The 12669-nt window shown below is 61.8% G+C and carries 19 protein-coding genes and 1 tRNA gene; 10 read left to right on the top strand and 10 right to left on the bottom strand.

The window, feature by feature from the left end:
* Positions 1–26: 26 nt before the first annotated feature.
* Positions 27–1172, top strand: a complete 1146-nt coding sequence (locus E5Z01_RS15500; protein ID WP_135230189.1) for a prepilin peptidase — start codon at positions 27–29, stop codon at positions 1170–1172.
* Positions 1173–1184: 12 nt separating this feature from the next.
* Here the strand turns inward: E5Z01_RS15500 and E5Z01_RS15495 are convergent, their stop codons facing one another.
* From E5Z01_RS15495 to E5Z01_RS15475, 5 genes are all read right to left on the bottom strand, one after another.
* A complete protein-coding gene (locus E5Z01_RS15495; RefSeq protein WP_135230188.1) occupies positions 1185–1388 on the bottom strand; it encodes a hypothetical protein in 204 nt (67 codons plus the stop codon).
* 8 nt (positions 1389–1396) lie between these two features.
* Complete coding sequence (locus tag E5Z01_RS15490) at positions 1397–1774, bottom strand: hypothetical protein (protein ID WP_135230187.1); 378 nt, start codon at positions 1772–1774, stop codon at positions 1397–1399.
* Positions 1775–1782: 8 nt separating this feature from the next.
* On the bottom strand, positions 1783–2346 hold the full coding sequence (locus E5Z01_RS15485) for a VUT family protein (protein ID WP_167757960.1): 564 nt from the start codon (positions 2344–2346) through the stop codon (positions 1783–1785).
* Between the two features lie 149 nt (positions 2347–2495).
* Positions 2496–2912 (bottom strand): nucleoside-diphosphate kinase, encoded by a 417-nt coding sequence (gene ndk, locus E5Z01_RS15480; protein WP_135230186.1) that lies wholly within the window; start codon positions 2910–2912, stop codon positions 2496–2498.
* 116 nt (positions 2913–3028) lie between these two features.
* Positions 3029–3880, bottom strand: a complete 852-nt coding sequence (locus E5Z01_RS15475; RefSeq protein ID WP_135230185.1) for a prephenate dehydratase — start codon at positions 3878–3880, stop codon at positions 3029–3031.
* A gap of 215 nt (positions 3881–4095) precedes the next feature.
* Between E5Z01_RS15475 and E5Z01_RS15470 the strand changes: the two genes are divergently transcribed.
* A complete protein-coding gene (locus E5Z01_RS15470) occupies positions 4096–5499 on the top strand; it encodes an amidase family protein (protein WP_135230184.1) in 1404 nt (467 codons plus the stop codon).
* 30 nt (positions 5500–5529) lie between these two features.
* Positions 5530–5604, top strand: a tRNA-Val gene (locus tag E5Z01_RS15465).
* Positions 5605–5755: 151 nt separating this feature from the next.
* Here the strand turns inward: E5Z01_RS15465 and E5Z01_RS15460 are convergent.
* A complete protein-coding gene (locus tag E5Z01_RS15460) occupies positions 5756–6910 on the bottom strand; it encodes a tyrosine-type recombinase/integrase (RefSeq protein WP_135230183.1) in 1155 nt (384 codons plus the stop codon).
* A 214-nt stretch (positions 6911–7124) separates the two neighbouring features.
* On the opposite strand from E5Z01_RS15460, the gene E5Z01_RS15455 reads away from it, so the two are divergent.
* Positions 7125–7736, top strand: a complete 612-nt coding sequence (locus E5Z01_RS15455; protein WP_135230182.1) for a hypothetical protein — start codon at positions 7125–7127, stop codon at positions 7734–7736.
* A gap of 171 nt (positions 7737–7907) precedes the next feature.
* Here the strand turns inward: E5Z01_RS15455 and E5Z01_RS15450 are convergent, their stop codons facing one another.
* From E5Z01_RS15450 to E5Z01_RS15440, 3 genes are all read right to left on the bottom strand, one after another.
* Positions 7908–8414, bottom strand: coding sequence for a hypothetical protein (locus E5Z01_RS15450; RefSeq protein WP_119765157.1), 507 nt, complete (start codon positions 8412–8414; stop codon positions 7908–7910).
* Between the two features lie 61 nt (positions 8415–8475).
* Positions 8476–8790: an HNH endonuclease gene (locus E5Z01_RS15445; protein WP_233554629.1), complete on the bottom strand. Its 315-nt coding sequence runs from the start codon at positions 8788–8790 to the stop codon at positions 8476–8478.
* Entirely contained in the window at positions 8738–9034 is a 297-nt protein-coding gene (locus E5Z01_RS15440) for a helix-turn-helix domain-containing protein (RefSeq protein ID WP_119765161.1), read from the bottom strand. Before E5Z01_RS15440 ends, E5Z01_RS15445 begins: the two co-directional genes overlap by 53 nt.
* A 98-nt stretch (positions 9035–9132) precedes the next feature.
* Between E5Z01_RS15440 and E5Z01_RS15435 the strand changes: the two genes are divergently transcribed.
* Genes E5Z01_RS15435 through E5Z01_RS15415 form a run of 6 tightly spaced genes read left to right on the top strand, consistent with a single transcriptional unit; the run spans position 9133 to position 11674 of the window.
* On the top strand, positions 9133–9987 hold the full coding sequence (locus E5Z01_RS15435; RefSeq protein WP_135230181.1) for a hypothetical protein: 855 nt from the start codon (positions 9133–9135) through the stop codon (positions 9985–9987).
* Between the two features lie 2 nt (positions 9988–9989).
* On the top strand, positions 9990–10214 hold the full coding sequence (locus E5Z01_RS15430) for a hypothetical protein (protein WP_135230180.1): 225 nt from the start codon (positions 9990–9992) through the stop codon (positions 10212–10214).
* A gap of 54 nt (positions 10215–10268) precedes the next feature.
* The gene (locus tag E5Z01_RS15425; RefSeq protein WP_135230179.1) at positions 10269–10895 is read left to right on the top strand and encodes a type IV toxin-antitoxin system AbiEi family antitoxin domain-containing protein; all 627 of its coding nucleotides are present in this window, start codon (positions 10269–10271) and stop codon (positions 10893–10895) included.
* Positions 10879–11049: a hypothetical protein gene (locus E5Z01_RS20045; RefSeq protein WP_240738483.1), complete on the top strand. Its 171-nt coding sequence runs from the start codon at positions 10879–10881 to the stop codon at positions 11047–11049. The genes E5Z01_RS15425 and E5Z01_RS20045 overlap by 17 nt, the downstream gene beginning before the upstream one ends.
* Positions 11046–11243, top strand: a complete 198-nt coding sequence (locus E5Z01_RS20385) for a nucleotidyl transferase AbiEii/AbiGii toxin family protein (protein WP_420810854.1) — start codon at positions 11046–11048, stop codon at positions 11241–11243. The genes E5Z01_RS20045 and E5Z01_RS20385 overlap by 4 nt, the downstream gene beginning before the upstream one ends.
* A gap of 20 nt (positions 11244–11263) precedes the next feature.
* Positions 11264–11674, top strand: a complete 411-nt coding sequence (locus tag E5Z01_RS15415; RefSeq protein ID WP_135230178.1) for a nucleotidyl transferase AbiEii/AbiGii toxin family protein — start codon at positions 11264–11266, stop codon at positions 11672–11674.
* Positions 11675–11763: 89 nt separating this feature from the next.
* On the opposite strand, the gene E5Z01_RS15410 is transcribed toward E5Z01_RS15415, so the two are convergent.
* Entirely contained in the window at positions 11764–12186 is a 423-nt protein-coding gene (locus tag E5Z01_RS15410) for a hypothetical protein (RefSeq protein ID WP_135230177.1), read from the bottom strand.
* Between the last annotated feature and the right edge of the window lie 483 nt (positions 12187–12669).

Genomic DNA, 12669 nt, shown 5'->3' with positions numbered 1-12669 from the left:
GACGCCAGCGCGTTTACACTCCGGGGGTGAATGTGGATACCCTCATGATTATTTTTGCTGGAATTTTCGGCCTGCTGGTCGGGTCTTTCAGCAACGTCCTGATCTGGCGCCTGCCCCGGCACGAGAACATCGCCTTTCCCCCAAGTCACTGCCCGAAGTGCGACCACCAGTTGCGCGCCATCGACCTGGTGCCGGTGTTCTCCTGGGTGTCGCTGGGCGGAAAGTGCCGGTATTGCCGGGCGCCCATCAACCCGCGTTACCCGATGGTCGAAACCATCACTGGCCTGGCTTATGCAGCCATCGCGGCGCTGTACCCGGTCACGACTTACGGCGTTGCGCCGCTGGGCCTGATGTTCCTGTTCACGATCCTGCTGGCGGGCAGCCTGATTGACCTGGAAGTCTTTGAACTGCCGGACGAACTGACGCTGGTGGGCGTGGCCCTGGGCCTGATTTTCGCCTTCCTACATGGAGGTGTGGGCAATTTGCCTGACCTGCCGCAGGCCCTGAACGGCGCCCTGATGGGCGCGGGCATCATCGTGCTGATCAGCCTGCTGGGTTCCTGGGTCATGCGCCGCTTCCGGGAAAGGCAGTACCCGGAATTTCCCGTGGGTTACCAGCAGATTTCGCTGGGTCTGCTGGTGGGCGCGTGGTTCGGCCCGCTTGCTGCTCTAATTGCTGCCGCCGCGTCCATGCTCCTGAACATGGGGGCCAGGAAAGTGGTGCGTGTGCCCGAGATCATCACGCTGGGCGGCTTTTTCGTGAGCCTCGTCCTGAGCAGCAGTGGCCTGGGGCCGAACCTCATCAACCTGTTGCAGGGCGGTCTGGCGGGCGCGGGCGCGGCGTCCTTACTGTGCGGCGTGTACTGGTGGATCGTGAACGCCCGGAACAAGCAGGCGGACGCTGAGGCCGAAGACGCCCCCAGTGATCCGGTCGCCATGGGTTTCGGGGACGTGAAACTGATGGCCGCCATCGGCGCGTTCCTGGGGTGGCAGGCAGTGCTGGTCGCCCTGGTGGTGTCGGTGTTTGCCGGCGCGGTCATCGGCCTGGTCATGATGGCCATGAAGAAAGGCAACAAAATTCCCTTCGGCCCCTACCTGGCGATCGGGGCGGTGGTGGCCCTGTTCTGGGGTGAACCCATCATCCGCTGGTACTCGGGCCTGATGGGTCTGTAATCCACCGGGCGGTCAGCCGCGCAAAGTCAATGCCGCGTCCAACTCCTCGTCCTCCACAGCGGGGAGTTTCGCGTGTGCCCCGCCACGAATGGGGCGCGGGCCAGCCGGGACGGGCACGCCGATGCCGTCATCCTGGTCGTCCCGGCGCTGGGGAGAAGCTGCCTGTTCCCCCTTGATGCGCCGCGACAAACCACTCAGGAAACGGTTGAAGTTCATGCCCCACCTTAATGGGTTGGCGTGGCCCTGACTGTGATGCGCTGGCCTTGACGCAGGCGGTTGAAGGTCACGTCAGCGACTGCGGTGACCTCGCCCCCCAGGGCGCTGGCGGCGTCGAGCGCGACGGTCTGCACGAAGAACTCCATGTCGCGCACGACCGGGTGACCGATGAAAGCGTCCATGTAGGTGTCGAGGCTGAACAGCTCCAGCAGCAGTTCGCCCGCCTGGTAACGCAGGGTCAGGGTGCTGCCGGGTCTGGGGTTCAGGGTGGCAGGGCACAGTTCCGGCAGGAACAGCACATGCTCCACTACGGTGTCCACGTCCGGGCGGGCGTTGGCAATGGTCTTGAGCAGGGGTGCCTGATCGCTCAGGGCAGGGGCGCTCATGCGGCCTGTCAAGCGGCCTGCGCGGCGGCGTGGCGTGCCCGGAAAGCGAACAGCGCCGCGATGACGTACTTCGCCACAATGTCCGCGAAGATGATCTGCAGGATGTCGCGCGTGCTCATGTCGCCGTAAAAGGCCAGCAGCGTGAACAGAACGGAATCCAGCGGAACGCTGACGGCGTTGCTGGTCAGCACCCGCGTCCACCAGCTGCGGTGGATGAGGCGCTGGTACACCGCCGTATCGGCCAGTTCGCCCACCAGAATGGCGAGGAACGAAGCCCCGATAAAGCGCAGGGGCGTGTGCAACAGGGCCGCCGCCACAGTGTTCACCAGCAGGGCCAGCGCAATGGCGATGTAAACGGCCTTAAGGCCGCCGGCCCGGTGAATCCGGTCACGCAGCGTGAACACCGCCGCGAAGAAAATAGTCCCCACGCTCAGGAGCCCGAACACGGGCAGGGGAATGAACTTGTTCAGCGTGATGTTCGCCAGCAGGATGCTCAGTGCGTACAGAATGATCAGCAGAGTGGGCGTCAGGGCGGGTTTGCCCAGCGCGGTGGGGGACACGGGTGCATTCATGGGTGGTTCCTCCGGGCCTTGGCAACTCGACAGGTCACGGGCCGCGCCAAAGGGTAACAGGTCAGGGCCAGGGTGTCACCGAGCGGCATGACACCCCAGCAAAAAACGCCCCGCCAGGCGAACCGGACGGGGCGCGGGAACAGCGGGATTTACTTCAGCAGTTCGTCTTCCTTGAAGAACAGGCCCAGTTCACGCTCGGCGCTCTCGGGGCTGTCGCTGCCGTGAGTCACGTTCTCGCCCGTCGTCGTGGCGAAGTCGGCGCGAATGGTGCCGGGGGCGGCGTTGGCGGGGTTGGTGGCGCCCATCATGGCCCGCCAGCCGGTAATGGCGTTCTCGCCTTCCAGCGCAATGGCGACCACCGGGCCACCCGTGATGAAGTCCACCAGTTCACCGAAGAACGGGCGCTCCTTGTGCTCGCCGTAGTGCGCCTGCGCCACTTCACGGGGAATGACCATCTGCTTGAGGCCCACCACGCGGTAACCTTTGCGGTGAATCCGGGCAAGAATCTCGGGGGTCAGGCCACGGCGCACGCCGTCGGGTTTAATCATGGCAAAAGTACGTTCCATACTGCCCGCGAGAATAGCGCACTCCATGCGCGGGGAGTGGTGAGTGTGCCGTGGTGGGTGGAACAATAGACGCTTTTGCTCTCACTGGCGCCTGTTTTTCCTACCTCCCCCGCCGTTTACTCCACAGGAGCCAGCGCCATGGGGTAACTGCCGATGATCTTGGCGTAACTGGCCTTGCGCAGCACCCCGGCCAGCGCCAGGGCCACCTGCGGGTCGCTGGCCTTGCCTTCCAGGTCGATGTACATCAGGTAACTCCAGGCCCGGTCGCGCCGCGGACGGCTCTCGATGCGCGAGAGGTTCAGGCCGCGCAGTTCGCTGAGGGTCTCCACCAGGAACCCCGGCGTGTGCCGCACGGCGAACACCAGGCTGGTCTTGTGCGGCGCGTCGCTGGGCAGGGGTTCGTGGCGCGAGAGCACCATGAAGCGCGTGTAGTTGAAGGCTTCGTCCTCGACTTCCTCTTTCAGGATGTTCAGGCCATACAGCTCGGCGGCGCGGCGGCTGGCAATGGCTGCCTCGTCACGGGCGCCGCGCTCCTGAATGTCCTTGGCGCTGCCGGCGGTGTCGTGCTTGGCGACGGGGTGCCAGCCGTACTCCTTGATCAGGTTCGTGCATTGATCGAGCGCAGGTTGCTGGCTCAGCACGCGCCTGATGTCGCGTAACTCCACACCGGGCAGGGCCATCAGGCAGTGACTGACGCGCACCACCACCTCGCCGATGACGTGCAGTTCGGTGTCGCTGAGCAGGTCGATGGCCTGGTGAATGGCCCCCATCAGGCTGTTCTCGACCGGCAGCACGCCGTACTCCGCTTCCCCGTTCTCGATGGCCCGTAGCAATTCGTGAAAGGTGGGGTAACCGAGGGTGTTGACCGTGGTGCCCGGCGGGGTGGACATGGCGTTCAGGGCCGCTATCTCGCCGTAACTTCCGGAATTGCCCTGAAAGGCGACGGTGGGGGAGGCGTCGGCGGTCATGGCTTTTACCCTAGCGCACAGGTGGCCGGCGCCCTGTTGCCCGGCCGAAATTGATCTAAATCATTTGACGTAAGAGACATGAGAATGGCCGTGTCGTTCTGCCATTCGTTGTCCGAACGAAGTGAATGAATTTGGAGAGAGCATCGGGCCGAATGAAGGCATTCGGGGTGTCCTCCGGAGGCCGGAATTCTGTCAAATGCTCTAGGATTTCCAGCATGTCCGACCCCATTCTCGATCTGGATGCCTGCGCCCTGACGGCGGCCCTGCAACGCGGTGACCTGACCTGCCACGAGGTGGTGGGCCTGTACCTGCGCCGGATCGAGCGCCTGAACCCGCAGCTTCACGCGGTGATCACGCTGAACCCGCAGGCCATGCCGGACGCCGCCCGCCTGGACGCTTTGCCGCCGGAGCAGCGCGGCCCGCTGCACGGCGTGCCCATGCTGATCAAGGACAACATCGACGTGGCCGGGCTGCCTACCACGGCAGGCAGCACCCTGATGAAAGACCACCTGCCCGCGCAGGATGCGCCGGTCGTGGCCCGGCTGCGGGCAACGGGCGCGGTCATTCTGGGCAAGGCCAACATGACCGAATGGGCCAACTTCATGACGCTCGGCATGCGCAACGGCTACTCGTCCCTGGGCGGCGCCACCATCAACCCCTGGGGGGAAGAACTCGACGCTGGCGGCAGCAGTTCGGGCAGCGGCGTGGGCGCGGCGGCCCGTCTGTGCGCCGCCGCCATCGGCACCGAGACGAGCGGCAGTATCGTCAGCCCCGCGCACCAGAACGGCGTCATCGGCCTGAAACCCACCCTGGGCCTGGTGCCGCGCACCGGCATCATTCCTATCAGCCACAGTCAGGACACCGCCGGGCCGATCACCCGCACGGTGCGGGACGCCGCCCTGATCATGTCCGTGATTGCCGGGCCGGACGCCGCCGACGCCGTAACACGCGAGCGCCCCGTGCCCAGTTTTATACTGCGCCCCGAGCAACTCGGGGGCGCGACCATCGGCATCATGACCGATGAAGCGCACGTCACCGACGAGGAAAGCCAGGCGGTTCGGCAGGTGCGGGACGCGCTGACGCAAGGTGGCGCGACCGTCCGCGACGTGTCCTTCCCCAGCCGCGCCCATCTGCAGGGCCTGGGCTGGTCACTGGAAGTCCTGCTGTACGAATTCAAAGGCGACCTGAACGCCTACCTGAAGAGCGTGCAACGTGGCCCGCGCACCCTCGCCGAAGTCATCGCCGGAAACGACGAGCGCCCCGAAGAGTGCCTGCGCTACGGCCAGACCCTGCTGCACGCCGCCGAAGGCACCCGGGGGGACGCCAGTGAACAGGCCTACACCCGCGCCCGCGCCCGTGACCTGCGCGTGACCCGCGAGGGGGGCTTCGACGAACTGTTCAGCACGGGCCTGGACGCCGTGATTTTCCCCGGTATCCACTCCTACTGGCTGGCTGCCCGCGCGGGTTACCCCAGCATGGCCCTGCCCACCTACCCCGGCGGGAAACCGGGCGGCGTCCTGATGGTCGCCCCCGCCGGCGCGGACGGCCACCTCATGAATTACGCCTCGCACCTCAACCGCCTGCTGGGCGGCGTACGCTTTCCACCCCTTGATCTGTAGGACGCGGGCCAGTATCATGCGCGTTCGCGTGGGCGGTTAGCTCAGCGGTAGAGCTTTCGCCTTACAAGCGACGGGTCGGGGGTTCAAATCCCTCACCGCCCACCAGAAAAAACCCCGCCAGGCGCGGGGTTTCGCTATTGTGGCTGGTCTACGGAATACGCTACTGGAAGCTCCAGCCACAATACAGCCACAATTTTTCCCGGCGACTTCGGATGCGGTTTGTGAACCCTTTCCAGGACGATGTAGATTCCGCTGGTCAAGAGAGGCTGCCGTCCGCATTCTCCTCCTCGCTGTCGTCCTCTTCCGGATCCGGCTTCATATCGAGTTCGAGGTTCGGCATGGTCGTGTCCTGCTTGAAGACGTGCAGGTACACCTGCATCTTCAGCAGGGGAATGGCGTCTGTCTTCTCGACTGTTGCCCCCGTTTCGGCAGCCCGGCGTTTGGCTTCCTCCAGTAGCGACTCGTTGGCACGATCCACGATTTGCCGCAGGGTGCGGCGCACGTTGTCGGGTCGCGGCGGTTTACCGTTCACCAGTGGGAACACGTATGGCGACTGCGGTTCGTCGGGATAGAGGGCGGCCTGCCGTTCCCGGTTCTTCGCTTTCAAGTCGCGGAGAAGCCGCAGCGTCTCAGGTGAGAGTGGAACCTTGCGTCTCGACTGTGGTGTTTTCGGTGACCCCTCGTAGATGGTGCCGAGGGTCATGGATCTGGTCGCCCTCACTTCAGCCGTCGCGCCGACCATATCCACGGCCTCCCACTTCAGGGCCAGCGCTTCTCCCCGGCGCATCCCGGTTCGCAGGAGGAATTCGATGATTTCACCGTGCGTGATCTCCGGTACGGCCCGCAGCAGAAGTTCGACCTGACTGCGGGTGTAGGCCAGTGGAACCGGGTTGTCGTCACCGCGCTCGGGTTTGGGCCTGATGCCACGTACCGCTGCCGGGTTCTTGGCGATCTTTCCGTCCTCTCTGGCTGTCTCCAGCACCATCCTGACCAGGACGTGGCAATGCCGCCGCACCGTATCGGAGTAGTCGTCGCGTCGCAGCCTGGCATAGAGACTGCGGAGCGTTTCAGGTTTGATCTCGTCGAGTTTCAGGTTGTGGAGCGGCTTGAGGTACAGCCGCAGAATCGTGGTGTAGAGGTCTCTGGTGCGCCGACCCAGACCTTCACGATCCTGAATCACCCTTTCCGCGAAAGCATGGAAGGTGACGTCCGGTCGAGTGGCCACCGCGTCGCCTTTCCGAATGGCCGCGATCTTGAGGTCGAGCAGTTTTCGGGCTTTGGCTTCGGTCGGGGCGGTCGCGTAAATTCGCTTGCCGATGTCTTTCAGAGACCTCGACACTTCCCACTGACCGGAAGGCTTCTGGCGAGCGTTCGCCTGTGTATTTTTTGCTTTCTTGCGTTTGGGCACCATAGGTCGACAGTAGTGAAGGCCCGTTTTGTGGCCAACTGTTTCGTTTGCGCTCCGGTCGGTCTATGTCAGACCTTGAGGGCGGGGACATAGGGACGGGACGAGAGTCTTATACAGTGGGCGAGACTGCGTTTTTGTCCCTGCGAATATTTCGATAGGGACGGCTTTCTCCGTCTGTTCGGCAGTCGGTGTCCACCTCGCATGTCAGACTTCTGTCGTGGATCCGAACGATCTCAGGCACCGGCTGAAACACCCCATCCGGCCCATGCACTACTACTGGGCGGCTAGGGTGCCGATCCTTCCAGGGAAGGGTTGTTTCCTGATGCCGATCCTCGGGTTCGGTGTCCTCTTCCTGATCCTGGGTTCCTCGTTCATCGGTTCCTGGAACTGGAAGCGTCAACAGAAGGAACTGTGGCGTGATGGAGGATTCTCCGTCCAGGCAGACCTGAGGGAGTTCGCCGGTGTCCGCTGGTTCTGGCAGAAGCGTGGGCTGGAGCAGCACATCACCATGAGCATGGTGGGCCGGTCGTTGCCGGGCACCCTGCGTCAGCGAACCCGCCACTATGGGATCCTGCCGCAGAAACTGGCGGCGCAGGTCGACTCGAAGTTGCGGTGGGAGCGTATACCCTTCCGGAAACCAGCGGCCTACTATTACGCCGCCATCACCATGGACTGCCCCACTATCGTCTCGTGGTTCTATTCGCAGGATGGAAAACTGCCGGTCGAACGTGCGATCTACCGCAGTCCGGACGGGAGGGTCAAGGGCGAGGTCGTGCGGGGGCGTGGAATGGGAAACGGTTACTGCTTCGACATGACCAGACCGCGCTGACCCCTTAGCCGCCTGCTCTTTTCCTGGGCCTGGAGCCTTTTAGGTACTGATCCGCCAGGATGTACAGCGCACTCTGCACGTCTTGACTCCTGAGCCAGGTCGCTGCTTCTTCGAGCCTTGTGCGGAACATGACACAGTGTAGGGCAGCGTAGATCGGCAAGAGGGAAGGAATCATCGTTTCACTTCGGTGGGAGTGCTCTGGAGTATGGGAATGGCCTGAAGCACCACGAGCGTCGGTGGATTCAGGGTGATCAGTTCGCCTGACAGGAGGTACTTCCTTTCGTCCAGTTCGTCACCGATCAAATTGAACATATGACGGTCGGCGGTTCGGGCGACCTGCTCGTCACCGACATTGTTGACATGCACCGTGAGCGTGACGGGCATACCGGCACGCAGCGTGGGTGTGCGACGTGGTTCCGGTGTAGGGGCGCTGGCGTGGCAGGCATCGTGAACCAGCAGACGGCGCGGCTTGCCTTGCAGCAGTTCACCCCAGATGCGGACAGTACAGCCTTGCGGCGGCAACCAGGAGAACGGCAAGTCCAGCAATGGCAGCCGCTGGTCTCCCTGGGTCAGTACAACTTGGTCGGGGTGCCGGGAGTAGAGGCCGGTGAGCATGACCGTCTCGCGGTCTGCGATGGCGGTGAGTTGGTTGAGGTTGAGATGTGGGTAGTCGGACATGATTTCTCCTTGGATTCGTTTGAATCGCTACGGAGAAACCCAATTGGGTGAGGGTTCTTCCTCAGGGCAGCACATTGTCGAACAGCGTGCCGCTGGCTTCGCGTCGGACACCTCGCAGGAGTTCCGGGAACAGGAAGGGCTGCCCTCGTTGTTCCCTTCGCAATACGGCTTCGATATGCGCGTGGCAGGCCTGGCTGGGTAGCACCAGCAGATTTTCTCGGGTGTTGTTGGTGCTGTCCCCGTCGCGGTGATGGACGATCTCACCCGCGAGCAGTGGGCGTCCGAGGAATTCTGCGGCCAGCATCCTGTGGGCGAGGGCGTACCTACCCGTTTGTCTGTTTTTTCTTTTTCGATACTGCTTGCGTTTTCTGGTCATCCGTGCCTGCTGGTAAGGGCTGAAGAAGATCCGGCAGGGCCATATCCACCGCGTCCGCCAGTGCTGCCAGGTTGTCGATGCTGACGTTGCGCTCCCCGCGTTCTACCTGGGCGATGTACGACCAGTTCATGTCCGCCTTTTCGGCGACGTCCTCCAAGGTCAAGTCTCGTTCCCACCTCGCCTCTCGCAGTCTTATTCCGAAGACTTTGCGGGCATCGCTGGCAGGGCGCTTGGAGGTAGGCATTCCCTAGGGTCTGCCAGGCTGTGTGTTTTGGTACAGTGAATCTTAGGAGTATCATTCTTGGTATAATACGCCATGAGCAGAATTACTTCGGAGGTTTTATGAAACGACGACTGACGACTCTCGCCTTTCTCTGCGGTATGGCCTCGGCGCAGAGTGCGCCCAAAGTGAACGTTTTTGCCCTGGACATCTCTCCTGAAAACCAGCGCCTGGTCGCCAACTACACTGTCGATGTGGGCTTTCCGGCAGGCAAACAGACTGGAACGCTTGAGATGGAATGCAAGAAAAGCGGTATCCCCGTGGTAAAGGCCTGGAAAGAAGTCAAGATGGATACATACGAGGAAGACCCTGCTGGCAGTAAGGCCATCGTGGCCAGCAAGGCACTTCAGATCACCGGAACTGCCACCCTGATCAATGCGTGGTATGGGCCGCTGAGGTTTTACTGCAAGGATGGCGTCCTATACACCGATTTCAGCAAGCTGGCCGCCGACCCGACTCTGCAGGGAAGTTTGACGGATGCGACAGCCCATTTCGGGATCGAGCAGGCCAGCCTGATGAAGACGATCAATATCGAATATCCGCTGGCCTCCACGGTTCGTGAGGATGGCAGGCTCGTTCCGCACACCGTTTCCCTACACCTGCTCAGCAGGACAGGTCTGAAGGCTGGCGAGAAGATCATGAGGGAGATCTACTTCGACGGTGTCGCCAGTGAGGGAAAGGCGGGAGTTTTCCTGCTGGATACCAAGTCCTCGACCCTGCTGCCACTGCGTTACGGTGGCAACGAGGAGGGCCTGAAGAAGGTGTTCAACCGCGCACTGGATCCCAAAACCTTGGTGCTGTATTACGCGGCTGACTACAGTGCTACCACCGGCTGGCGGAAGTTGACCGTCGATTTTGTGAACAGCTTGATCTGGACGCAGGACGTCGGCAAGCCCAACGTGAAGTTCGGTAACTGATCATGACCATCGGCATTCTGATGGTCGTCGTCGGTGCAGTGTTGCAGTTCTGGTTGGGCAACAGAGCCTTCAAGCGTCGCAACCAGTCCGGGCTGGAAACGTTCAGCAGCTATGGCAAGGCCATGGGAACTCAGGCTGGGGAGAGGATCATCCTGGTGATCAGCCGCCTGCTGATTTTCGTCGGTCTGGTATGGGTCGGTTCGGCCTGGCTGGTCAACCGTATGTAAGTTCCTCTGCTCCTATGTCTCCATCTCTAGGAAAATCTTGCCATCCTCCTAGAGATGGAGACATCCGTTTCCCAGACCGAACTCCTGCGAACCCGCTTTGCCCAGCAGGGTAGTTATCTCACCAGTTCGCAGGTCAGGGCAGAGGGGATCGACCTCAAGGTTATCGGTCGCATGATCGAAGCCGGGGAGGTCGAACAGGTACAACGCGGTGTGTACCGCCACACCGGTGCTGACCTTCCCGAACACGCCGACCTGATCGAACTGCAACTCCGAGTTCCCTATGCCCGACCCACTCTGATGACAGCCCTCGACCTGCATGGTCTGACCACCACCCGCCCCACTCGGATTCAGGTCGCCATCCCCACCAACCGCGCCATGCCCGACCTGACCTATCCCCCTGTGCAGGTCTACTGGTATCCGCCCGAGGTCTACGAAGCAGGAACCGTCAGCTTTGGTCAACCCCCACTGACCTTCACTGCCTATTCTCCCGAGAAGACCATCGCCGACCTGCTGCGACTGTCCGGGAAGCTGGGGCGGCAGCCTTACCTCGAAGGACTGGCCAACTACCTCGCCCGACCTGACCGAAACCTCCCTGAACTCCTGCGAATAGCCCGCATCGACCGGGTGGAGGATGAACTGCGCCGCGATCTGGAGGTACTCACCCATGACGAAGTCCGCTGACCCCTCGGTGAGCCTGCTGGCCCGGTTGCGGAACATCGCCCGGCAACAGGGATTGCCGGTGGACACCATGCTGCTCCTCTACACCCAGCAGGGTTTCCTGGCCCGACTCGACCGCAGCTTCCACTCCGAAGATTTTGTGGTCAAGGTGGCATAAGTCTCTACACTCGGTATTACACAGCCGCTAGGCCCACGCAGGATCTCGACCTCGCCGCCCGTCACCTGCCCAACACCCCGGAGGGAATCCGCGAAGCCCTGACCGAGATCGTCACGCAGGACTTCCCGGACGGTCTGAGCTTCGACCCGGCGGAGATCACCACCAGAGAGATGCAGATCGAAAGCGAGTACTAGCCGCATAGGTCGCCACCACGGTGGGCCGCGCACGGCAGACCCTGCCCATCGACGTGTCGTTCGGGAACGTGATCACCCCGGCATCTTTTACTCTGGCCTTCCCGCCCATGCTGGTGACCGAGGCGGTGAACGTGCGGGTGTACCCGCTGGAAACGGTGGTCGCCGAAAAGTTCGCGGCGCTGTGTGAACTGGGTCTGGTCACTACCCGCATGAAGGACGTCTACGATCTGTGGATCATCACCCGGCGGGAGACGCTCGACCCTGGAACCCTGAAGCGGGCCGTGACCCGGTCTTTCAGCAACCGCAACACACCGCCCGCCACTGAAGTGCTGAGCGGAGACTTCGCGGCTGATCCTGAAATGCAACGGAAGTGGTCGCTCAGTACCTCAGACGGACGGGTCTCGAAACGCCAGGGCAATTCACTGAAGTGATGGCCGACCTACGACCTTACCTGACATCGGTGCAGCCTGACTAAGACATCAACAAAAAAGGCTGACCCCCTCGGGTGTCAGCCCAGCATTCAGTGGTTGAGAATCTTTTCCGTCCCCGGCCAGTGCACCGGTAGTCCGGCAAGGTCGCCATCCAGAACCGTCCAACCCTGCAACTCCAGTTCTCCCTCCGACCAGTTCGCAATGAGCAGTGTCGAGTCAGGATCCAACAGTCCCACCTCCGCGGCTTGACTGGCCCAAAAAATATCTATCTCATCATCGGTGAGGATGCGCTCCGGTCTGGCGACCCACATGCCTACCCATTCCAAGGACGGGTTGAGTTCAGCCAGAGCATCAGCCCAGCCCAAGGCATAGTCGGGTTCGAACTGGAAAGGGGGGAGGTAAGTCGGTGGGGAACGGTGACCTCCAGGCACCGCATGATGGATCACCAACTGATCTCCACTGATCTTTCCGAACAGCAGACCGGCCCGAATCGGGGATGGTGGCCCCAGCATCCTGATCAGGGTGTCTCTAGCCGAGGGCAGTAGTAGGACACTTCGTAGCGTGTCACGATCCGGACCGACCGCTCGGTATGGTGGGCCGAGTATGTAGGCATGAAGTCGGGACGACTTAGGTTGATGTGGCACAGCATCTCCTTTAGAGCACCCCGGTCACCAGGCCTTGATTGGATCTGGCTGACCGGTGTGCTACCGCGCCGTGCACCCGCAAGGGTGAGTGATGTTGAAGGGCACTGAGTAAACCAAAGCAGTAGATACCTCTCGATATGCCCCGAAAATTCAGGGTTCCTAAGGGCCATGCCGATGTCGCAACGCAAAGTGGTTATGACGTTTGAAGTTGAAGGCTACAACTTCCAATGGTTCGTGCAGTTTTGAGGTCACAAAGAAAGACCCACCGAAAATGGGGCTGTGAACACACCGCTTCCAATGGGTCTAATGGCTATCCTACAGTACGTTCTCAGCGCGGTCCCGCTGCGCAAG

Source organism: Deinococcus fonticola (genome assembly GCF_004634215.1).
Classification (GTDB): domain Bacteria; phylum Deinococcota; class Deinococci; order Deinococcales; family Deinococcaceae; genus Deinococcus; species Deinococcus fonticola.
The sequence above is the reverse complement of the archived record's forward strand: the minus strand, read 5'-3'. Positions and strand labels throughout refer to the sequence as shown.